Below are 21,967 nucleotides of genomic sequence, written 5' to 3'. Positions count from 1 at the left end.
CTCCCAAAAAGATTAATTTTGGTGCGGCGGAGCGGGACGAAGGGCTCTGCCGCTGATCCGCGTCTAGTGCCGGGGCCTGATAGCGCTACCAGATGTGGCCGTGAACGAAAGGCGAAAACGATGGAGTGAGCGATTCGTCTCCGATTCGTTCAGGCTTTGGTCGAGAGGTTAATTTCGGGCGGATTTTTGCCTGTTCAAAATCGGGCGAAGATTGTCGCTCACGACGGCGAAAGTGCGAACAGGAGAGAGTCTCGCGATTCAGCATCTAGTGGGAAAAAGTGATTCAAAATCAATACTTAGCCGTGAACAAAAGCTGAATCAGCGAGAATCATCGATTCGTCGCTGATTCGTTCTTGCGCTGTTCCGAATCGGAAATTCGGGCGTTCCGCAGGACTCGCAAAGGTCGTAATCCCCGAGGCATTTTGAAATCTGCCCTTGCGTTTGCGACGGCAGCTGTCCATGTGTTGTCCAGCTTCCATCGAGGAGCCGAGATTTTCTGGGGCCACCCCGCCTCATTTGCATGGACTCATGACTCTGATTTCGCAGCCGATGATTCTGAGTGGGCGCGGTGTGACCGCGGTGCTCGGACCGACCAATACCGGCAAGACCCATTATGCCATCGAGCGCATGGTTGCGCACGGGACGGGCGTGATCGGCCTGCCGCTCCGGCTGCTGGCGCGCGAGGTCTATACGCGGGTGGTGGAGAAGGTCGGCGCACAGAATGTGGCGCTGGTCACCGGCGAGGAAAAGATTTCGCCGCCCAATGCGCGTTTTTCCGTCTGCACTGTCGAAGCGATGCCGCGCGAGACCAGGGCCGCCTTCGTCGCGATCGACGAGGTGCAGCTCGCCGGCGATCTCGAGCGTGGCCATATCTTCACCGACCGTATCCTGCATCTGCGCGGCCGCGAGGAAACGCTGCTGCTCGGCGCGGCGACGATGCGGCCGATCCTGCAGCAGCTCCTGCCCGGCATCACTATCGTCGAGCGGCCGCGGCTTTCGCATCTTTTCTATGCCGGGCAGAAGAAGATCACCCGGCTGCCGCAGCGCTCGGCCATCGTCGCCTTCTCTGCCGACGAGGTCTATGCCATCGCCGAGCTCATCCGCCGGCAGCGCGGCGGCGCGGCGGTGGTGCTCGGCGCGCTCAGCCCGCGCACCCGCAATGCGCAGGTGGCGCTTTATCAGGCGGGCGACGTCGAATATCTGGTGGCGACCGATGCGATCGGCATGGGCCTCAACCTCGATGTCGATCACGTCGCCTTTGCCCAGGACCGGAAGTTCGACGGTTACCAGTTCCGCAATCTCAATCCAGGCGAACTCGGCCAGGTCGCCGGGCGCGCCGGGCGGCATGTGCGGGACGGGACCTTCGGCGTCACCGGACAGGTCTCGCCCTTCGACGACGAACTGGTGCAGCGCATCGAGGGGCACGAATTCGACAACGTCAAGGTTTTGCAGTGGCGGACGACGGAGATGGACTTCTCCTCAATCGCATCGCTGCGCGCCAGCCTTGAGGTGGGACCGCGCGTGCCGGGGCTGACGCGGGCGCTGCCTGCGGTCGACCAGCAGGCGCTGGAACAGCTTTCGCGCTATCCCGAGGTCATCGATCTCGCCGACAGGCCGGCGCGCGTCGAAAAACTCTGGGAGGCTTGCGCGCTTCCCGATTATCGGCGTATCACCCCAGCACAACATGCCGATCTTATCGCGACCCTCTTTTCCGATCTTGTCCGCTATGGCACGGTGAATGAGCAGTTTCTTGCGGAGCAGGTTCATCGCTCCGATCGAACAGATGGGGAAATTGACACGCTTTCGGCGCGAATCGCGCAGATAAGGACCTGGACCTACGTTTCGAATCGGCCCGGTTGGCTTGCCGATCCGACACACTGGCAGGAAAAGACGCGGGAAATCGAAGATCGATTGTCCGACGCGTTACATGAAAGGTTGACGAAACGCTTTGTTGATCGCAGGACATCTGTGCTCATGAAGCGCCTGAGAGAGAATGCGATGCTGGAAGCTGAAATCAGTGTGAATGGCGATGTCTTTGTTGAAGGACATCATGTAGGGCAATTGAGCGGGTTCCGTTTCACGCCGGTGGCGGGAACGGACGGACCGGATGCCAAGGCGGTTCAGGCTGCGTCGCAGAAGGCGCTCGGGCTCGAGTTCGAAGCCCGTGCGGCCCGGATGCATGCCGCCGGCAACAGCGATCTGGTGATCGGTTCGGATGGGTTGATCCGTTGGCTGGGCGACCCGGTGGCGCGGCTTTCGGGCAGTGATCATATCATGCGTCCGCGCGTGATCCTGCTGGCCGACGAACAGCTGACGGGCAATGCCCGCGATCACGTTGCCGCCCGCATCGAGCGCTTCGTCAATCATCATATCAGCACGGTGCTGAAGCCGCTCGATGATCTGTCGCGCGCCGAAGATCTGCAGGGCCTTGCCAAAGGGCTTGCCTTCCAGCTCGTCGAGAATCTCGGGGTGCTGTTCCGCCGTGACGTGACCGAGGAGGTGAAGTCGCTGGACCAGGAGGCCCGTGCCTCCATGCGCCGCTACGGCGTGCGTTTCGGCGCCTATCATATCTTCGTTCCCGCACTTCTGAAGCCGGCGCCGGCCGAGCTCATCACGCTGCTCTGGGCGCTGAAGAACGACGGTCTCGACAAGCCCGGCTACGGCGATCTCATTCCGGTGCTTGCCGCCGGCCGCACCTCCGTCGTCACCGATCCGACCTTCGAGCGGATGTTCTACAAGCTCGCCGGCTTCCGTTTCCTCGGCAAGCGTGCCGTACGCATCGACATCCTGGAACGCCTGGCCGATATCATCCGTCCGCTGCTGCAATGGAAGCCCGGCCAAAACAACCGTCCGGAGGGCGCCTATGATGGCCGCCGCTTCACGACGACGACGGCGATGCTGTCGATCCTCGGTGCGACGCTCGAGGACATGGAAGAAATCCTCAAGGGTCTCGGCTATCGCGCCGATGCCGTGAAGGCGGAAGAGGCATCACTCCATCTTGCGGCGCAGGATGTGGCCTCGGTGCCTGCCGCCAGCGCACAAACGCCTGCGGAAGAGACAGCCGAGAAGGCCGATCACGACGATGCCGATGGCGCGGCGGAAGAGACTGCCGCCGAGCCATCCGCAACCGAGGCGGCTTCGGCGGTCGCCGAAGCGCCGGTGACGGAAGCAGGCGAAAGCGACGCTCCGGCCGAAGCGATCGAGGTATCGGCTCCGGCGGAAGCCTCTGCTCCCGGGGAAACCTCCGCTCCTGCGGAAGCGGTATTGGCTTCCGATGAAGCAGTAGCTGCTTCTGGGGAAGCCGGCGAGCCGGCGGAACCGAAGCCGGTTCTTCTGTGGCGTCTTGGGGGTCGCAACGACAATCAGCGCCAGGCGCGGGGCGGGCATGGCGAACGCCGTGGCGGCCAGGGCGAGCAGCGCGGTCAGAACCAGGAGCGCGGCGACCGCAATCGCCGGCCGGGCGGCGGTGAAGGCGGCGAGGGCAATCGCAATGGCGACGGCCGCGACAACAATCGCCAGAACCGCGGCAAGGACAGCGGCGGGCGCGATGGCGGCCGGCCGCAGCAGGCAAGAGGCGACCGCAACAACCAACCACGGGGCGACCAGCCGCGCGGCGACCGGCAGGACCGTGGCGATCGCAAGGATCGCGGCGATCGTAACGATCGTAACGACCGCAACAACAATCGTGGTGGCTCGCAGCCGCTGCGCTTCGAGGCCAAGCCACCGCGCAAGGAGAAGCCGATTGATCCGGATTCGCCTTTCGCCAAGCTCGCAGCTCTCAAGGAGCAGATGAAGAAGTAATCATGAGCGGGGAGACACAGCCGACAAGCGGTTCGCGCCAGCGCATCGACAAGTGGCTGTTCTTCGCGCGCATGGTGAAGTCGCGCTCGCTGGCGCAGAGCCATATCCAATCGGGCCATGTGCGCATCAACGGCGAGCGCTGCAACCATCCGAGCCAGATGGTCAAGCCGGGCGACCGTATCGAGCTGAAGCTGGAGCGGCGCGATGTCGTTCTCGTCATGCGCCTTGCCGGCGAGCGGCGCGGTCCTTACGAGGAGGCGCGCCTGCTCTACGACGACCAGTCTCCGCCGCCCGATGAGGCAAAACGTCTCACCCCCTACGAGCAGGCAATCCGGGCGACCGGCACCGGCCGTCCGACCAAAAAGGAAAGACGTGCAATCGACAGGCTGATGTCGGACGAGGATTAGAAAACTCTGTCTGCGGCGTCGGCTTTTGCAGATCGTTTATCCTTGAAATCCGGCGATAAAGCCGATACGTCACTGACAACCTGCCGGAAGCGTGCTTGCCTCCCAAGCGTGCTCACGCTTTTCCTCCGGCACGGGGATAGGCGCGACGTTCCAGGTTGCCCGGCCCCATCCGCATGGAAATCCTGGAGTTCTTCATGACCTATGTCGTGACCGACAATTGCATCAAGTGCAAATACACCGATTGCGTGGAAGTCTGCCCTGTCGACTGCTTCTATGAGGGCGAGAATTTCCTCGTCATCCATCCCGACGAATGCATCGATTGCGGCGTCTGCGAACCGGAATGTCCCGCCGAGGCGATCAAGCCCGATACCGAGCCTGGCCTCGACAAATGGCTGAAGATCAACACCGAATACGCAACGATCTGGCCGAATATTACGGTCAAGAAGGAGCCGTTGCCTGAGGCCAAGGACATGGATGGCGAGACCGGAAAATTCGAGAAGTATTTTTCCGAAAAGCCCGGTTCCGGCGATTGAGACAGCGCCTACATTCGGTCACCGGGTTCGGGCGAACGTAGGGCAAAACGTTTTAAAAGCTGCGTGAGGCATATGGGTGACATGTGTTGCCCGCATGACTCAAGCGAAGCAAATTATTGATTTCCTCATATTTTTATGATAGGTTTCGTCTACTGTTCCATTTGTGGCATGACGCATGCCCAAAACCATCACGAAAGCAAAACAAATCCGTACACGGTTTCCGTGACATATCAACGCTTTGAGCGCCGGGTCCCAAGATCGTGCGCAAGAAGTCTTTGCTTTTGCCCGATGGGACCAGAGTGAAGTCACCCGACGGATACTACCGTCTCACCCGGGCCTGACTGACCCGGCTCCGGCCGCCGCCGGAAGCGTAACAGGGAGTTTTTGAATAGAATGACGACTCAGCAGAAAAAACCTTCTACAGCACGTCACGGCTTCAAGACCGGTGAATCGATCGTCTACCCCGCTCATGGCGTCGGTACCATCACCGCTATCGAAGAGCAAGAAGTTGCCGGCATGAAGCTCGAACTTTTCGTTATTGATTTCGAGAAGGACAAGATGCGTCTGAAGGTTCCGGTCGCGAAGGCGATGAGCATTGGTATGCGCAAGCTTTCGGAAACGGATTTCGTCGAGCGTGCTTTGAAGGTCGTGCAGGGCAAGGCGCGCGTCAAGCGCACCATGTGGTCCCGCCGCGCCCAGGAATATGATGCCAAGATCAATTCCGGCGACCTGATTTCCATCGCTGAAGTCGTGCGCGATCTCTATCGTGCCGAGAACCAGCCCGAGCAGTCCTATTCCGAGCGCCAGCTTTATGAGGCTGCGCTCGACCGCATGGCGCGCGAAATCGCCGCGGTCAACAAGATGTCGGAAACCGAAGCCGTCCGCCTCGTCGAGACCAATCTCAACAAGGGTCCGAAGCGTGGCAAGGCCATCGAAGAAGACGATTCACAGGACGAAGCCGCATAAAGCGACCCTGTTTTTCTGTCAAAAAACCCGGCCTTCGAGCCGGGTTTTTTTATTGGAACTTTTTGCCGACTGCCGCGTTTATCACACGTAATTGCGGACTGCTCGTCGGGCAATGGCCTCACGGGCGAACTGCTATTCCGTCAATGTTCGATGAGGAGCGGATCATGCCTTTTCTATATTGCCCATCCGGCAAGGTGAAAAAACAGGTCCTGCCCAGCCGTCTTACCGGCACATGATGAAAAATAGGGCCTCCCCCTGAAAAGTCCAGGGGCGAGGTTTTTATGCATTCAGAACCCCATTGAATCCGGACAGCGATGTTCCGGAAGATGAGTTTTATTGTTCATTTCAGGGCGAGAGGCCTGTTTCGGGAGATCGAAATGAAGAACATGTCTGCAGATCGGCGCATGATCAAAATCGCGATGGCCGCGCCTTATCTCGCTCGTCAGGAAGAGCACGATCTCGCCACCCGCTGGAAGGATCACGACGACCGCGGCGCGCGCAACCAGATCGCCATGGCCCATATGCGCCTTGTCATATCCATGGCGGGCAAGTTCCGCAATTTCGGCCTGCCGATGAGCGATCTGGTGCAGGAGGGCTATGTCGGTCTGCTCGAGGCCGCCGCCCGCTTCGAGCCGGAACGCGACGTGCGTTTTTCCACCTATGCAAGCTGGTGGATCAGGGCGTCGATCCAGGATTATATCCTGCGCAACTGGTCGATCGTGCGCGGCGGCACGAGTTCGGCGCAAAAAGCGCTGTTCTTCAATCTGCGCCGTCTGCGCGCCAAGCTCGCCAAGGGCGACACGCAGCTGACGCTGCAATCCATTCACCAGGAAATCGCCGCGGCCCTCGGCGTCAGCCTCTCGGATGTGCAGACGATGGATGCCAGGCTTTCCGGCAACGACGCCTCGCTGCAGGCGCCTTCGGTCTCCGGCGATGCCGAGAGCGCGGAGAAGATGGACTTCCTCGTCAGCGACGATCCCCTGCCGGACGAGCAGGTGTCCAACATGATCGACGGCGAGCGCCGCCGCGTCTGGCTCGCCTCGGCGCTGAAACATCTCAACGAACGCGAGATGAAGATCATCAGCGCCCGGCGACTGGCGGAAGATGGTGCCACGCTCGAAGAGCTCGGTGCCGATCTCGGCATTTCCAAGGAGCGCGTGCGTCAGATCGAAAGCCGGGCGATGGAGAAACTTCGCAGCGCGCTCGTCAGCGCCGATCCGCATATGGCGGCCTACGCCTGAACCGAAAGCGCGTCGCGCTTTCGGTCATTGTCGCAAAACCGCCGCACAGTTTTGCGCCAGATGTTTATCCCCTCCAGCAGCACAAACTGGCCCGGCGCAAGCCGGGCCTTTTTTATTCGGCGATGATCTTGACGCGATCGCCTGTTGCAACGGCTGCACCCGTGGGCAGGGCGTTGATGAGCTTGAAGAGATCGAGCTTGCGGTCTGTGCCCATCATGCGGGCGGCGAGTGTCGAGATGTTCTCGCCCGGCCGAACGGTGACGACGCGGATGCGCAGCGGCTTCAGCGAGGCGGCCTCTGCCGGCGTCATGCGCCGGAAACTCGCGCGCAGCACATTCGCCGTTGGCTCAAGGGCGCCGCTGCCTTTCGGCACGGCGGTCAGGAAACGGAAGATCTGCGAATTGTTGCGGATCACGGTCACATCGAAATCCCAGCGGTCGGCGCTGGCGCGCGCGGTGGCTGCTTCCATGCCGTTGATGGTGATCGGCTGGATGGTCGACGGGTCGAGGCCGGTCACCCAGCCGCTGGAGATATAGTTGGTGAGGCTCTGGTTCTGATTGTCGGCGACGCCGTCGAAGCGGACGGCAATGTCGTTCGGGCCGGTGGCCATCACCGCTTCGACCTTGTTGTCGATGTGGAAATCCGGCGGCACGTCGAAGCGGATGCCGAGACCCCCATGCAGGAAGGTCTGGCCGCGCACATAGCCTTCTTCCGGGCTGTCGCCGTAGAGCAGTCCGTCTATGCCGTCGAGATAATAATCGCGGCCCTTGTCGCCGACCGAGCCTTCCTGGCCGAAGGCGCGGGCGTGGGTGCGGGCAAGCTCGATGCGTTGCGCCGAATTCGGATGGCTCGACAGGAAGTCGAGGCTCTGGTCGGCTTCGGGATCAACCGACATGAAGCGACTGTAAGCCGCCATCGAATCGAGGAAACGGGCAGCGGCATAGGGATCATAGCCAGCTTCGCCGAGCATGCGCACACCGATGACATCGGCCTGCAGCTCCTGCTGGCGGGAGAAGGCGGCGAGCCGCAGCTTGCCGCGGGCAAGCGCCTGCTTGCCGGCGATGTCGCTGGAAAGGACTTCGGCGACGACGCGGCTGGCGATAACCTCAGCCTCTTCGCGCTTCTGCCGCTCGATGCCGTGGTTCGCCGTCACATGGCCCATTTCGTGCGACAGCACGGCGGCAACTTCCGAAGCGTCGTTGGCAAGGGCGAGCAGGCCGCGGGTGACGTAGAGATAACCGCCCGGCAGCGCAAAGGCGTTGATCGCCGGCGAATTCAGGATGGTGATGCGGTAGGACTGGCTCGGATTTTCCGACACCGCCGTCAGCGCGCCGGCGATGCGGGCGACGAGGCGCTCGGTTTTGGCGTCCTTGTATTCGCCGCCGTAGCTTGCCACGATGCGCGGATGCTCGCGGGCGCCCATCGCCGCGCGCGGGTCGTTTTTCTGCACCTCGTCGACGATCTGTGGATTGGAAGACGGCGAAACACTCGGCTGATAGGATTGGTCGATCAGCGTTTGGCAGCCATTCAGCGCCATTGCGACGGCCGAAAGCAGCATCATGCGACGCGCGAAGCGCCGCGGCGCGGAAATGGCATCACTGGAAAGCGCGGGGGATTTCCACGTCGTCAAGCTGTCCAGTCTGTTTCTCCGCATCATGTCGCTGTTTTGCCGGTTTGCCGCAGATTCGGACCGACCGTGGCAAGGGGAATTCAACAGGTGCGCACCCCTGATCTCGCGCTGCACAATCGGCCAATACAAGTCGTTGCTGTAGCTGATTTACGCATCGGTTGCATAGCGAGACTCTGTTTAAATGTGGCGCCGTTGCATTTTAGCAAGCCTCAGGCATTAAGGCTTCCCTTCGCTCGGATGAAATTATGGCGAAAGTTCCGTCACAAAGCCGAGATTCGTCGGCGGTGCGGAAAAAGAACGGCCCGATTGAAGCAACCGGCTCGATAGCGACAGTCTTGCGAGAAAATCGCAACCTTTGATGTATGCACGTCGAGAGAGAACGCCTCCTGATAAAGCATTCTCTCGCGTGACGATTCGACTATTCGGCAGCTTCCGCCGTCGCCGGTTGCGGCTTTATCGTCTCGCCGGCACGGGGCAGTTGCACGGGTTTCAGCATGATGGCGGCGGCAAGGCCGATCAGCGCAATGGCGCAGGAGGTCATGAAGAGCGGCGAGAATGCGGCGGCATAGGTATCGGCGACCGCTTGGCGGCTCGCTTCGGGAAGGGCGGCCATCATTTTCGGCGTCAGCTGCTTGATATCGGCGACGCCAGGAATGGAGACGCCGACCTTGCCGAGCTCAGAGGCGATGATGGCGCCATAGATGGAAATGGCGATCGAGGCGCCGCCCATGCGCGACAGCGTCACCGAGCCGGTGGCGGCGCCGACGTCGCGGGCGGGTGCTGCATTCTGTACGCCGATGACGGGAACCTGCTGGGCAAGGCCGATGCCGATGCCGTGCAGCATCATGACCGCGCCGATGAAGGCGATCGGCGTTCCGGCGTGGATCTGCGACATCAGCGCAAAGGCGATGGCGCTGCAGGTGAGGCTGGCGATGGCGAAGGGCTTGTAGCGCCCCGTCTTCGAGATGATGCGGCCTGCGGAAAGCGACCCGCAGACGAGGCCGCCGGTCAGAAGGATGAAGAGCAGGCCGGCGGCAGACGGCGAAAGGCCGGTCGTTGTCTGCAGAAAGAGGGCGAGATAATTGACCATGCCGATGGCGATGGCGCCGCCCATGATCGAGATCACCAGGAGCAGGCTGAAGGTCGAATTGCGAAACAGCTGCAGGGGAACGATCGGTTCCGGCGCGCGGCGCTCGACGAACACCCAGGTGACGGCGCAGACGACGCCGAAGGCGACGATGCCGATACTCTCCGGCGAGATCAATGCGCCGAACAATTCGCTGCTGTCGGTGGCAAGCACGATGCTTGTCGTCGTCATGGCAAGCAGGAGCGCACCGGCATAATCGATCTTGGGGCGACGATGCGGTTTGCGGTACGGCAGCATGAAGGCAAGGCCGGTGAGCACGATGAAGCCGATCGGCACGTTGACGAGGAAGATCGAGCGCCAGCCGAAGAGATCGCTCATCGTACCGCCGAGCACCGGGCCGATCGCGCCCGATGCCATCAGCACAAGGCTGGAATAGCTTTGGTAGCGCGCCCGCTCGCGCGGCTCGAACAGGTCGGCGTTGACGGCGAAGATCGACACCATGATGCCGCCGCCGCCAAGACCCTGCAGCACGCGGGCGGCGATCAGCGTATTCATCGAGACCGCAAGGCCGCAGACTGTCGATCCGACGGTGAAGATCATGATCGCCGTCATCATCACGTATTTTCGGCCGAACAGGTCGCCGAGCTTGCCGTAGACCGGCATGACGGCGCTCAGCGACAGGAGATAGGCCGAGCCGATCCAGCCGAAGCGCTCGAGATGGCCGAATTCGCCGACGATCGTCGGCAGCGCCGTGGAGACGATCTGATTATCAAGCGTCGCCATGAACATGGCGGTCATCAGGAAGAAGAAGAGGATAAGCCGACGACGAGGATCCGTCACGAGCGGCGCAGGCGCGAGTTGCATGTCCATGGGAGGCATCGTTCCGGGTTGATGTGCTTTTATGTGCTAACAGCATATAGTTGTCAATGGCACATTAATGACATCGGCATATTCAATTTTTGAATCGGCTCTGTTATGGTCCTGTGATGAGCGACGTTCTGACCAAGACCCCTTCTGTGGAGCCGGCCGAGCCGGATCGTGAAAACGTGCCGCGTATCGGCCGGAGCATGGCGCGCATGCGGCTGATGACCGGGCGGCGGCTGATCGGCCGCCTGGCGATCCAGAGTGCTGCACCGGGCCTCGAGCTTTCGCATCTCGACGTGCTCGATGCCGTGCGCAGGGCGCAGCCTGCCGGCGAGGTCACGGTCGGCATGATCGCGGAGATGCTGCGCATCGATCCGTCACGGGCAAGCCGGGTGGTGGCCGACATGGTCGGGCGCAACGTGCTGCGCCGCGAGGCCTCGCAGGCCGATGCGCGGCGGATCGTCGTCGTCATGACCGAGGTTGGCCAGGACCTGCTTGCCGAGATCGTCGCGCAGAAGCTTGCGATCATTTCCGAGATCGTTTCCGACTGGCGACAGGAGGATGTCGAGCGCTTCGCAGCGCTTTTCGAGCGCTTCATCGGCGGCTACGAGGCGGTTTTCCTGTCGCGCGACAAGGATATGCCGGGCTGAGGCAGACGCCGGCGTTCGCCGGCCCTTCCCCTCGACCCCTCGTTTGCGCTAAGGGCAATGCCCATGAGCCAATCCACCTTCACCATTCTCCTTGGCGGCGAACTCAGCCTGACGGAGCGCCTGCGCGATGCCATCGAAAACAGCCGCTTTATTGCCCGATGGCGGCATGCGGCATGCGGCAGCACTCGGTATTACGCCGGAGCTCTGGGTCGGCGATTTCGATTCGACGCCTGATGATCTCGCGGGTGCATTTCCCGATGTGCCGAAACAGCCTTATCCGGCCGCGAAGGCGGCGACGGACGGCGAAATCGCCGTGGCGGAAGCAATCGCGCGGGGCGCGCGGCGGCTCATCCTGGCCGGTGCGCTCGGCGGTGAACGCTCCGACCACGCGCTTCAACACCTGTTGTCGGCCGTCAGCCTGGCGGAAGAGGGTTTCGACCTGCTGCTGACCTCGGGCAAGGAAGAGGCCGTGCCGCTGGTTGCCGGTACGATCGAACTGGACCTTCCCAAAGGCAGCCTGTTTTCCGTGCCCGGATTCAGCGAGCTGAGAGGGCTTTCCCTCGAAAATGCGCGTTATCCGCTCACGGATTTCCATCTGCCTTTCGGCTCGTCGCGCACCATTTCCAATGTTGCGGAAGGCAAGGTTCGCTTTTCGCTCCGCAGCGGCCGGGCAATCGTGCTCGCCCGGCCCTATGATCTTTCCGGAGTCTGATTTTTGGCCCCTCCCATTCTGAAACTCGACGATATCTTCCTGAGCTTTGGCGGCGCACCGCTTCTGGCCGGTGCTGGCCTGCAGATCGAGCCCGGTGACAAAATCTGTCTCGTCGGGCGTAACGGCTCGGGGAAATCGACGCTGCTGAAGATTGCCGCCGGCTTGGTCGAGGCGCAGTCCGGCGAGCTCTTCCGCCATCCGTCCTCGACGGTGCGTTATCTCGAACAGGCGCCGGATTTTGCCGGCTTCAACACGGTGCAGGCCTATGCCGAGGCCGGCCTCGGGCCAGGCGATGACCCCTATCGTGTCACCTATCTGCTGTCGCATCTCGGGCTGAGCGGCGATGAAGACCCCAAAATGCTGTCCGGTGGCGAATCACGGCGCGCAGCCCTTGCCCGGGTTATGGCACCGGAACCGGACATTCTTCTGCTCGACGAACCGACCAACCATCTTGACCTGCCGACCATCGAATGGCTGGAAGGCGAGCTGCAAAAGACGCGCAGCGCCTTGGTGCTGATCTCGCACGACCGGCGTTTCCTCGAAAAGGTCTCGACGGCAACCGTCTGGCTCGACCGCGGCACCTCGCGCCGGCTCGAGAGAGGCTTTGCGCATTTCGAAGCCTGGCGCGACCAGGTGCTGGAGGCCGAGGAACTGGAACAGCACAAGCTCGGCAAGTCGATCGAGCGCGAGGAGCACTGGCTGCGCTACGGCGTCACGGCGCGGCGCAAGCGTAACATGCGCCGTCTCGGCGAGTTGCAGACGATGCGCTCGAACTATCGCGGCCACAAGGGACCGCAGGGCACGGTGCAGGCGACGGTTTCGGACGCGCAGGAATCCGGCAAGCTGGTGATCGAGGCCGACAAGATCACCAAGAGCTTCGGTGAGCGGGCTATCGTCACGCCGTTTTCGATACGCGTGCATCGCGGCGACTGCATTGGTCTCGTCGGACCGAACGGCGCCGGCAAGACGACGCTGCTGAAGATGCTGACCGGGCAGCTTTCACCCGATAGCGGCATCGTCAAGCTCGGCACCAATCTGGAGATCGCGACGCTCGACCAGAAACGCGAGGATCTCGACCCCGAGGATACGCTTGCCAACTATCTGACGGATGGGCGCGGCGAAAACCTGCTCGTAAACGGCGAGCAGCGCCATGTCACCGGCTACATGAAGGAATTTCTGTTCCAGCCGGAACAAGCGCGTACGCCGATCAGAAACCTCTCCGGCGGCGAACGCGCCCGGCTGATGCTGGCGCGCATCCTTTCGCGCCCGACGAACCTCTTGATCCTCGACGAGCCGACCAACGATCTCGATATCGAAACGCTCGATCTCCTGCAGGAGATTGTCGCCGGCTTTCCCGGCACCGTCATTCTCGTCAGCCACGACCGCGATTTCCTCGACCGCACCGTGACCTCGACGATCGCACCCGCTGTGCCGGATGCGCCTGATGGTCGCTGGATCGAATATGCCGGCGGCTACTCGGACATGCTTGTACAGCGCAAGGGCGCGCTCGAGGAGCGTAAGAGGGCCGAGAAGGCGGCGGAGAAGCCGAAGACCCAGCAAGCAACAGCTTCAAGCAGCTCGAAGGTCAAGCTCTCCTTCAAGCAGAAATTCGCACTGGAAAACCTGCCAAAGGAAATGGCGAAGGCCGAAGCGGAAATCGCAAAGCGCGAACAGGTGATGGCAGATCCCAATCTTTTCACGCGCGATCCCGCAGCTTTCAACCGGCTTGCCGGCGAGATGGAAAAACTGCGCGGCAGCCTGACTGACATGGAAGAGGAGTGGCTGGCGCTCGAAATGCTGCGGGAAGAGCTGGAAGGGTGAGATTTTCTCGAGGCTGGAGGCTCACTTTTCCTTGATTCGTCAGTGTGTCGCCCGGCGGCATAAGGTGCCGTCCGGCAGCCGGGGATATTGCCGATCGCAATGGCGACAAGGAAAAGTCATATGTCTCGCAAGCCTTATTCCGGAATTCTCACGGCGTTTGTCGCCGGCAGCCTCATGGCGCTTGCCCTGTCGCAAGCTGCACAGGCGCAGGATGCCCAGCGCATTCGTGTTCGCGGCGCCATAGAAAGCCTCAGCGGCGATACGCTCGTCGTCAAGACGCGCGAAGGCAGCGATGCGACGGTCGCGCTGAAACCCGGCTGGAAGGTCGGCGGCATCAAAAAAGCTTCGGTCGAGGATATCAAACCCGGCGATTTCGTCGGCGTCGCTTCGCTTCCGAAGGGCACGGGCCCGGACGGGGCGATCGAGGTGCTGATCTTTCCGGCGTCGATGAAGGGAACCGGTGAGGGCAACCGTCCCTGGGATGCGCAGCCGAACAGCCAGATGACCAACGCGACTGTCAGCAACGCCGTCAAGTCCGTCGACGGCCACACGATCACGCTGACCTATCAGGGCAAGGAAAAGACCATCACGATTGCCGATGGCACGCCGATCGTGACGTTGGCGCCTGCGACCAAGGATGATATGAAGGCCGGTGCCGGCGTCGTCGTCACCGGCGAGAAGGCGGCGGATGGCAGCATCTCGGCCAGCCAGATCGCCGTCGGCCTCAACGGCGTCATACCGCCGATGTGACCAGCGGCTCAAATCCTCGTCTTATGCATGCCGACATCCCAAAACCGCTCCACATTTTTGGACGGCATGCATTAAAGCGCCGGCGCGGGCACGGCGGCAGCGCCCGCACTGGCGCTGGCGCCGGTCTGGACGGCAGGCGGCTCCTCGGATGCTGACGGCAGCGCCTGCAGATGCAGCACGCGCGGCTTCAGCGCCTCGAGATAGGCCTCGGAGCGGCCGATATAGATCATGCCGCTTTCGGGCATCGAGGTGAGCAGTTTGGCCATTGTTTCCTGCAATTCCGGCTCCATGCCTTCCAGCACTTCGTCGAAGATGATCCAGCGCGGGCGCTCGAGAAGCAGCCGGGCAAATCCGATCGCTTTCTGCTGGTCGCTGTCGAGCAGCTTGTCCCAGCGGGCGCGGGTTTCGAGCCTTGCGATCAGCGAATGCAGACCAACCTTGTCGAGGGCCGCCTCGACGTCGGCTTTCTCGTAGGCTTCGGGACGTTCGGGAAAGGCCAGCGCCTCGCGCAGTGAGCCACCGGGGACATAGGCGAGCTGGGGAACGAAGAGCATGTCGTCGATCGGCGGCAGGCCTATCGTGCCGCTGCCGCACGGCCAGAGGCCGGCCATCGCCTGGAAGAGCAGCTTGCGATTGACGCTGTGATCGCCGTTGATCATGATTTTTTCGCCGGCTTTGATCACGACATTGGTTTCACGCAGACGGAAACCGCCGCATTCCTCGATGTCTTCACCGATCTTGGCGACGATCACCACGTCCTTCAGCGTCAGCGTGTCGGGCGCGGCGTTTTCATAGGCGATGCTGTCCTTCAGGTCGAAGTCCTCTTCCATCTCGACCAGCGCCTGGCGGAAATCGGTGACGCGCATCAGCGTGGCGCGCCATTCGGCGATCGGGCCGAAATTGGACACATACCAGCGCAGCGCCGTGTTGACCTGGTTGAAGGCACCGACGGACATCATCAGCTGGCCGAGGGTGAGTCCGCCGGAGAAATAGGCGGGGGCGGCAACGATGATCGGAATGACGATCACCAGCCAGCCATAGCCGGCCGAAACCCAGGTGAGATTGGTATTGGCCATAGCAAGCCGCTTGACGACTGTCAGGACCGAGCTGATATCGGTGTTGATGCGCCGACGCTCGTTCTCCTCGCCGCGGGCAACGGTAATTGCCGGCATGTTCTCATTGGCATGCATCAGCGTGAAGCGAAGCTCGGCTTCTTTCGAAAAACGGTCGGCATTGAGCTTCACCAGCTTGCGGCCGACCACCTGGCTGAGCACCGAGGCGGAAGCGGCATAGAAAATCGCTGCCCAGACCATGTAGCCTGGAATGGAGAAGCTATGGCCGCTGATGCGGAAGATGAAGCCGCTCGAAAGCTCCCAGAGCACGCCGATGAAGCTCACCAGAAGAATGGTAGACTGCAGCAGGCCGAGAACCAATCCCGTCGTGCTTTCGGCAAGGTTGCGGGAATCCTCGTGCAGACGCTGGTCCGGATTGACGCCGATCAGGCCGCTGGAGGCGAGCCGCAGCGCTCGCTTGCGCTTCAGCCACTGGTCGACCAGGTCGCGCGACAAACCTTCGCGCATATAGAGCGCCGTCATCTGATTCAGCCAGGCCTGCAGCACGTTGAGCAGCAGCAGCGTGCCGGCGATCATCGCGAAGATTTCGAGCTGGTGGAAGAATTCGCCGAGGTCGCGGCGCTCCAGCGAGTCGTAGAAAGGAGCATTCCACTCGTTCAGGATGACCTGGCCGTAGGACGTCGCCAGGATGACGAGGATCAGCACGGTGGCCAGAAACAGCACCTTGCCACGCACTTCCGAATTCCAGAATGCTGAGAACATGACGCCGAGGCGATATGTCAGGCTTAAATCATACCCTACCCTATCCTGCCTTCCGATGCCCGGCTTCCTCTCGATCTTATCTGCCATTACGCTTTTCCAAATCGCCCATGCCCCTATAAATAACATGGTGGCGTTACCGGTCTATCAACAGATTCTATCAGTCATTAAAGTGTGATGATGCTTGCATGAGTTTCTCCTGCATGTTTTCGCCAGTTGATTCGCAATCAGACTGGGTCTAATTAAGGCCTCCGTGGTGATTTGGCCGGCCGGCTTGCAGCCACGTTAAAAAAGTCGCTAAAGGGCCGCGTGCGGACCGGTAGCGATTTTTGTCGCCGCCGGTTTTTTGTTTTTGATCGAGTGACCGCAATGCCCATCAAGATCCCCGATACGCTGCCCGCCTTCGAAACCCTGGTTCAGGAGGGTGTGCGGGTGATGACCGAGACGTTGGCGATCCGTCAGGATATCCGACCGTTGCAGATCGGGCTGCTCAATCTCATGCCGAACAAGATCAAGACCGAACTGCAGATGGCCCGCCTCGTCGGCGCCTCGCCGCTGCAGGTGGAGCTGTCGCTTGTCCGTATTGGCGGCCACAAGGCGAAGAATACGTCCGAGGACCATCTGCTTGCCTTCTACCAGACCTGGGAAGAAGTAAAGCACCGCAAGTTCGACGGCTTCATCATCACCGGGGCACCGATCGAGCTTTTGCCCTATGAGGACGTCACCTATTGGGCGGAGATGCGGGAGATTCTCGACTGGACGGAAACGAATGTCCATTCGACGATGAACGTCTGCTGGGGCGCGATGGCGGCGGTCTATCATTTTCACGGCGTTCCGAAATACGAGCTGAAAGAGAAGGCCTTCGGCGTCTACCGCCACCGGAATCTGAAACCTTCCTCGATCTATCTCAACGGCTTTTCCGACAATTTCGAAGTGCCGGTGTCGCGCTGGACCGAAGTGCGCCGCGCCGATATCGAGAAATCCGAAAGCCTGGAGATCCTGATGGAGTCGAGCGAAATGGGCGTCTGCCTCGTGCACGAGAAGAGAGGCCGGCGGCTCTACATGTTCAACCATGTCGAATATGATTCCACCTCGCTTTCCGACGAGTATTTCCGCGACGTCAATGCCGGGGTGCCGATCAAGATGCCGCACAATTACTTTCCGCATAACGATCCGGCGCTTGCGCCGCAGAACCGCTGGCGCAGCCATGCGCATCTTTTGTTCGGCAACTGGATCAACGAAATCTACCAGACGACACCCTTTGATGTGGAAGAGATCGGCACCGACCTCTGACCGTTGCCGAGCGCGCCGCGAGCTGGTTCCGCCGCATTGCTGCTGCGGCTTTTCTTTCTGATCCGCCGGTTGCGGATCGAAGCAAATCCGGGCAGGTTCCTGTCCTGAACCCTACCACGCCGCGCGTCTTCGTCGGACGTGCAATGCACACTTTGAATCGCTGCAAATTCCCCAAATCGATTCCGAATTGCGGAATTTGCAGCAGAGATAGAATGGACGGACGATCATGTCGGATAAGTTGGAGCGGGACGTTTTCGGGCAGACGAAGGCGGGTGAGACCGTCTATCGGGTCGAGATCAAGGGCGGCGGGCTGACGGCCAAGATCCTGAGCTGGGGCGCGGTCATCCAGGATCTGCGTCTCGAGGGACATGACGCGCCGCTGCAGCTCGGCTTCGACGATTTCGACAGCTACCCCCTCTATTCATCCTATTTCGGCGCGACGCCCGGCCGCTGCGCCAACCGCGTCGGCGGCGGCAGGTTCACGCTTGACGACAAGGACTATCAGCTCGAACTGAATGAAAACGGCGTGACGCATCTGCATGGCGGCAGCGACAATATCGCCAAACGCAACTGGACGATCGTCGAGCATGACGTCGACCGCGTAGTACTGAAGATCGTCGATCCCGATGGCCGCGCCGGCTATCCCGGCAATTGCACCATCCAGGCGACTTTCTGGGTGCATGGCAATGGTGAACTGTCGATCACCTACGAATCGACCAGCGACCAGCCGACGCTCGCCAATGTCTGCCAGCACGCCTATTTCAATCTCGACGGCCGCGAAGATGCGCTTGGCCATGACATCATGATAGCCGCCGATCACTATCTGCCGACCGATGAGAAGCAGGTGCCGACCGGTGAAATCCGTCCCGTCGAGGGCACGGAATTCGATTTCCGCGAGATGGCGCCGATGAAGCGTTTCGTCGGCAGCGAACAAGTGTCCTACGACCATAATTTCTGCCTGTCCGCCGAGCGCACCGCCAAGCGGAGCGTCGCGCTTGCCCGCAGCCTCTATTCCGGCGTGTCGCTGGAAGTGCGCAGCACCGAGCCAGGCGTGCAGTTCTATGCCGGCTTCAAGCTTGACACCGGGGCTCCGGGCATCGGCGGGCGCAAATACGGTCCGTTCGCCGGCTTCTGCCTGGAGACGCAGGTCTGGCCGGATGCCATCAACCACCAAGGTTTTCCGAATGCGGTTCTGCGCCCCGGCGAAGTGCTGCGTCAGGAGACGGATTATATCTTCACCAAGAACTGAGCATCCTCCAGCGCCGGCGCGTTTCTAAACGCGCGGCGCTGCGGACGCACGACTGTCAAATTTGAGCGCTATGAAACCCTTGCCGGTCCGCCCGGCGAGGGTTTTTTGATTCCATGCTCGATTCCGACTTGCCGATTGGTTCTATATAGGTTCTATTGTGTGCCCATGGATAGAACCAGTCTGATAGCGGAACTGAACAGCCGCGGCCTGCGTGACGAGGCACTGACCGGGCCGCTTTACAAGCGGCTGGCGCAGACGCTGACTGGCCTCATTCAGGAAGGGCTACTGAAGCCCGGCACGGCGCTGCCGGGCGAGCGCGACCTTGCCGAGGCTCTGAAGCTCGGCCGTGTCACCGTGCGCACCGCCTATCGCGATCTGATGGCATCCGGTGCACTGGAATCGCGCCATGGAAGCGGTACTTTCGTATCGAGCAGGGTGGAGCGCATGGAACAGTCGCTGTGGCGGCTTTCCTCCTTCTCCGCCGACATGCGCTCGCGCGGGCGTCTGCCGGCCGCACGGATATTGTCGCGGGCGGTCAATACGCCGTCGCCGGAGGAATCCTTCCTGCTCGGCCTCGGCGGTGACGAGCCGGTGCTGAGACTCGACCGCTTGCGCCTTGCCGACGGACTGCCGCTGGCGATCGAACGCGCTGTGGTGCCGATCAAGTTCCTGGGGCACGATGCCGGTGGCGAGGGATCGCTCTACGATGCGCTAACGGCCAGCGGCCACCGGCCCGTGCGCGCGCTGCAGCGGCTGACGGCGGTCACGCTCGATCCGTCCTCCGCGGCGATCCTGAACGTCAAATCAGGCGCGCCGGCGCTTCTGATCGAACGTGTCTCGCGCCTGGAAGACCAGCGCGTCGTCGAATACACCCGCTCGCATTATCGCGGCGACGCCTATGATTTCGTTGCCGAATTGAGAATCGGAGATGACCTATGAATGACAACCAGTCACTGATGCTGCAGGAAGCCGGCCAATCGCCCGAGGTGGTGGCCACGCTGCTCGAAAAGGAAAAACCGGTCTTTGCCGAGATCGCCCGGCTGTTTTCGTCCGCCCGCCCGAGCGTGGTGACGACGGCGGCGCGCGGCTCCTCGGACCACGCTGCCACTTTTTTCAAATATCTCTTCGAGATCACCTGCGGCGTTCCGGTCGCCTCGGTCGGCCCGTCGATCGCTTCCGTCTATGGTGCGGCGCTGCATCTGAAGGGCGGTGTCCATTTCACCGTCTCGCAGTCGGGTGCCAGCCCCGACATCGTCGCGCTGCAGGATGCGGCGAAGAAGGGCGGAGCGATGACGATCGCCGTCGTCAACGTCACCGACAGCCCACTTGCGAAGCAGGCCGATATTGTTCTCGGTCTCAATGCCGGCGCGGAAAAGAGTGTCGCGGCGACAAAATCCTTCATCGCCTCGGTTGCAGCCCTTTCCGGGGTAACGGCTGCGATCGGCAGTGCGTCCGATTTGGCGGCTGCGCTCGGCAAGCTGCCGGAGGCACTGTCGGCGACCGCCGGGATCGACACGGCGGCAGCCGAGGAGGTGCTCTTCAACGCGACCTCGCTTTATACGGCCGGCCGCGGCCCGGCTTTCGCGATCGCGCTCGAAGCGGCGTTGAAGGCCAAGGAAACCTCCGGCCTGCATGCCGAGGCCTTCTCGCTGGCGGAACTGATGCATGGTCCGATGCGTCTGGTGCAGCCGGGCTTCCCGATCGTCGCCTTTGCGCCCGACGATGCGGCCTTCGCCAACAATGTCCAAGCGCTGGAACGCCTGCAGAAACTCGGCGCCACCACCGTCGGCTTCTCGACGCAGCCGCTCTCCGGTGTCCATCTGCGCGTGCCGACGACGGGCAACGGCCTCGTCGATCCGCTGGTGTCGCTGCTCGTCTATTACCGGCTGATCGAGTCGGTGACGCGCCGCAAAGGCTTTGATCCCGACAAGCCGGCAAACCTGCTCAAGGTGACGGAGACGGTCTGATGGTCCGCAAGATCTTCCTCGGCGCCCGCATCTTCGACGGCGAGCACTTCCATGACGACAAAGCCCTCATCGTTGCCGGCGGCCGCGTCGAAGCGATCGTCGCGAGAAACGATCTGCCGGACGGCGAAGTGGTGACGCTTGCCGGTGGTGTTCTGTCGGCCGGCTTCATCGATGCGCAGGTCAATGGCGGCGCCGGGCGGATGCTGAACGACGAGCCTTCCGCCGCCTCGATGGACATTATCGCCGGCGGGCACCGGCCCTATGGTACGACGTCGCTGCTGCCAACGCTGATCACCGATACATCAGAGGCCTCCATTGCCGCGATCGAGGCGGCCAAGGAGGCAGTGAAAATGAACCGCGGCGTCGCCGGTCTGCATCTCGAAGGTCCGCACTTGGCGCCTGCGAGGAAGGGCGCGCATCTGGCCGAACTGATGCGGCCGGTGGAGGACCGCGACGTCAAGGCTTTCATCCGGGCGCGCGAGGCGATCGGCACGCTGCTGGTCACCATGGCCGCCGAGCAGGTGACGGTTGCCCAGGTGCGCGAACTTGCGGAAGCCGGCGTCACCGTCAGCATCGGCCATTCCGATTGTTCGAGCGAGGCGGCGGAAGACCGTTTCGATGCCGGCGCGCTGGGCGTCACGCATCTCTTCAACGCCATGAGCCAGCTGGGACACCGTGCGCCCGGTCTTGTCGGCGCGGCAATCGATCATCCCTCAACCTGGTGCGGCATCATCGCCGATGGCCATCACGTAGATCCGAGGGCCTTGCGCACAGCGCTCCGCGCCAAACGCGGCGAAGGCAAGCTGTTCTTCGTCACCGACGCGATGTCGCTCGTCGGGTCGGAGAAGGATTCGTTCACGCTGAACGGGCGCACCGTCCGGCGTGAAAGGGGCGGCTTTTGCTCGAAGCTGGTGCTGTCCGACGGCACGCTGGCCGGTTCCGATGTCGACATGATCTCGACGATCCGTTACGGCGTCACCTATCTCGACCTGACGCTCGCCGAGGCCTTGCGCATGGCGACCCTTTATCCCGCGCGGTTTCTCAGGCTTGCCGATCGCGGCCATCTCTCGCCGGGCGCGCGTGCCGATCTCGTGCATCTCACCGATGCGCTTGCCGTCACCGCCACCTGGCTCAGCGGCGAAGCGGCCTAAAATCAAGGAGAAG

16 protein-coding genes, 1 pseudogene and 1 riboswitch are annotated in these 21,967 nt (G+C 61.7%); of the genes and pseudogenes, 14 read left to right on the top strand and 3 right to left on the bottom strand.

The window, feature by feature from the left end:
• Nucleotides 1-528: 528 nt before the first annotated feature.
• From AC245Y_RS21395 to AC245Y_RS21375, 5 genes are all read left to right on the top strand, one after another.
• Nucleotides 529-3,801 (top strand): helicase-related protein, encoded by a 3,273-nt coding sequence (locus AC245Y_RS21395; protein WP_017995503.1) that lies wholly within the window; start codon nt 529-531, stop codon nt 3,799-3,801.
• A 2-nt stretch (nt 3,802-3,803) separates the two neighbouring features.
• Nucleotides 3,804-4,208 (top strand): RNA-binding S4 domain-containing protein, encoded by a 405-nt coding sequence (locus AC245Y_RS21390; protein WP_017995502.1) that lies wholly within the window; start codon nt 3,804-3,806, stop codon nt 4,206-4,208.
• Nucleotides 4,209-4,402: 194 nt separating this feature from the next.
• Complete coding sequence (fdxA, locus tag AC245Y_RS21385; protein ID WP_012759433.1) at nt 4,403-4,741, top strand: ferredoxin FdxA; 339 nt, start codon at nt 4,403-4,405, stop codon at nt 4,739-4,741.
• Between the two features lie 393 nt (nt 4,742-5,134).
• Nucleotides 5,135-5,707 (top strand): CarD family transcriptional regulator, encoded by a 573-nt coding sequence (locus AC245Y_RS21380; protein WP_003543775.1) that lies wholly within the window; start codon nt 5,135-5,137, stop codon nt 5,705-5,707.
• 377 nt (nt 5,708-6,084) lie between these two features.
• Nucleotides 6,085-6,948 carry an RNA polymerase factor sigma-32 gene (locus AC245Y_RS21375; protein WP_012759432.1) on the top strand — a complete coding sequence of 288 codons (864 nt, stop codon included), beginning with the start codon at nt 6,085-6,087 and terminating at the stop codon, nt 6,946-6,948.
• Nucleotides 6,949-7,060: 112 nt separating this feature from the next.
• Here AC245Y_RS21375 and AC245Y_RS21370 read toward each other — a convergent pair whose 3' ends face one another.
• Nucleotides 7,061-8,605: a M48 family metalloprotease gene (locus tag AC245Y_RS21370; protein WP_017995499.1), complete on the bottom strand. Its 1,545-nt coding sequence runs from the start codon at nt 8,603-8,605 to the stop codon at nt 7,061-7,063.
• A gap of 391 nt (nt 8,606-8,996) precedes the next feature.
• On the bottom strand, nt 8,997-10,535 hold the full coding sequence (locus AC245Y_RS21365; protein ID WP_012759430.1) for an MDR family MFS transporter: 1,539 nt from the start codon (nt 10,533-10,535) through the stop codon (nt 8,997-8,999).
• A gap of 116 nt (nt 10,536-10,651) precedes the next feature.
• Here AC245Y_RS21365 and AC245Y_RS21360 point away from each other — a divergent pair, with 116 nt between their 5' ends.
• The 4 genes and pseudogenes from AC245Y_RS21360 (at nt 10,652) to AC245Y_RS21345 (ending at nt 14,462) form a co-directional block, all read left to right on the top strand.
• Entirely contained in the window at nt 10,652-11,179 is a 528-nt protein-coding gene (locus tag AC245Y_RS21360; RefSeq protein ID WP_012759429.1) for a MarR family winged helix-turn-helix transcriptional regulator, read from the top strand.
• A 57-nt stretch (nt 11,180-11,236) separates the two neighbouring features.
• Nucleotides 11,237-11,891: pseudogene (locus AC245Y_RS21355) on the top strand (thiamine diphosphokinase).
• 3 nt (nt 11,892-11,894) lie between these two features.
• A complete protein-coding gene (locus AC245Y_RS21350) occupies nt 11,895-13,712 on the top strand; it encodes an ABC-F family ATP-binding cassette domain-containing protein (RefSeq protein ID WP_017995496.1) in 1,818 nt (605 codons plus the stop codon).
• A gap of 120 nt (nt 13,713-13,832) precedes the next feature.
• Nucleotides 13,833-14,462, top strand: a complete 630-nt coding sequence (locus AC245Y_RS21345; RefSeq protein ID WP_032996483.1) for a hypothetical protein — start codon at nt 13,833-13,835, stop codon at nt 14,460-14,462.
• A 71-nt stretch (nt 14,463-14,533) separates the two neighbouring features.
• Here AC245Y_RS21345 and AC245Y_RS21340 read toward each other — a convergent pair whose 3' ends face one another.
• Nucleotides 14,534-16,423: an ABC transporter ATP-binding protein/permease gene (locus AC245Y_RS21340; RefSeq protein WP_017995494.1), complete on the bottom strand. Its 1,890-nt coding sequence runs from the start codon at nt 16,421-16,423 to the stop codon at nt 14,534-14,536.
• Nucleotides 16,424-16,537: 114 nt separating this feature from the next.
• Nucleotides 16,538-16,615: riboswitch (SAM riboswitch) on the top strand.
• A gap of 48 nt (nt 16,616-16,663) precedes the next feature.
• Here AC245Y_RS21340 and metA point away from each other — a divergent pair.
• The 5 genes from metA (at nt 16,664) to nagA (ending at nt 21,954) form a co-directional block, all read left to right on the top strand.
• On the top strand, nt 16,664-17,587 hold the full coding sequence (metA, locus tag AC245Y_RS21335; RefSeq protein ID WP_017995493.1) for a homoserine O-acetyltransferase MetA: 924 nt from the start codon (nt 16,664-16,666) through the stop codon (nt 17,585-17,587).
• A gap of 226 nt (nt 17,588-17,813) precedes the next feature.
• Nucleotides 17,814-18,836: an aldose epimerase family protein gene (locus AC245Y_RS21330; protein WP_017995491.1), complete on the top strand. Its 1,023-nt coding sequence runs from the start codon at nt 17,814-17,816 to the stop codon at nt 18,834-18,836.
• A gap of 165 nt (nt 18,837-19,001) precedes the next feature.
• Nucleotides 19,002-19,775 carry a GntR family transcriptional regulator gene (locus AC245Y_RS21325; protein ID WP_003543751.1) on the top strand — a complete coding sequence of 258 codons (774 nt, stop codon included), beginning with the start codon at nt 19,002-19,004 and terminating at the stop codon, nt 19,773-19,775.
• Nucleotides 19,772-20,803 carry an SIS domain-containing protein gene (locus tag AC245Y_RS21320; RefSeq protein WP_017995489.1) on the top strand — a complete coding sequence of 344 codons (1,032 nt, stop codon included), beginning with the start codon at nt 19,772-19,774 and terminating at the stop codon, nt 20,801-20,803. The genes AC245Y_RS21325 and AC245Y_RS21320 overlap by 4 nt, the downstream gene beginning before the upstream one ends.
• Nucleotides 20,803-21,954 carry an N-acetylglucosamine-6-phosphate deacetylase gene (gene nagA, locus AC245Y_RS21315; protein WP_017995488.1) on the top strand — a complete coding sequence of 384 codons (1,152 nt, stop codon included), beginning with the start codon at nt 20,803-20,805 and terminating at the stop codon, nt 21,952-21,954. The genes AC245Y_RS21320 and nagA overlap by 1 nt, the downstream gene beginning before the upstream one ends.
• Nucleotides 21,955-21,967: the final 13 nt, after the last annotated feature.

The sequence above is a fragment of the Rhizobium sp. SRDI943 genome, from assembly GCF_057653695.1.
This window is presented reverse-complemented; position numbering and strand designations above follow the sequence as displayed.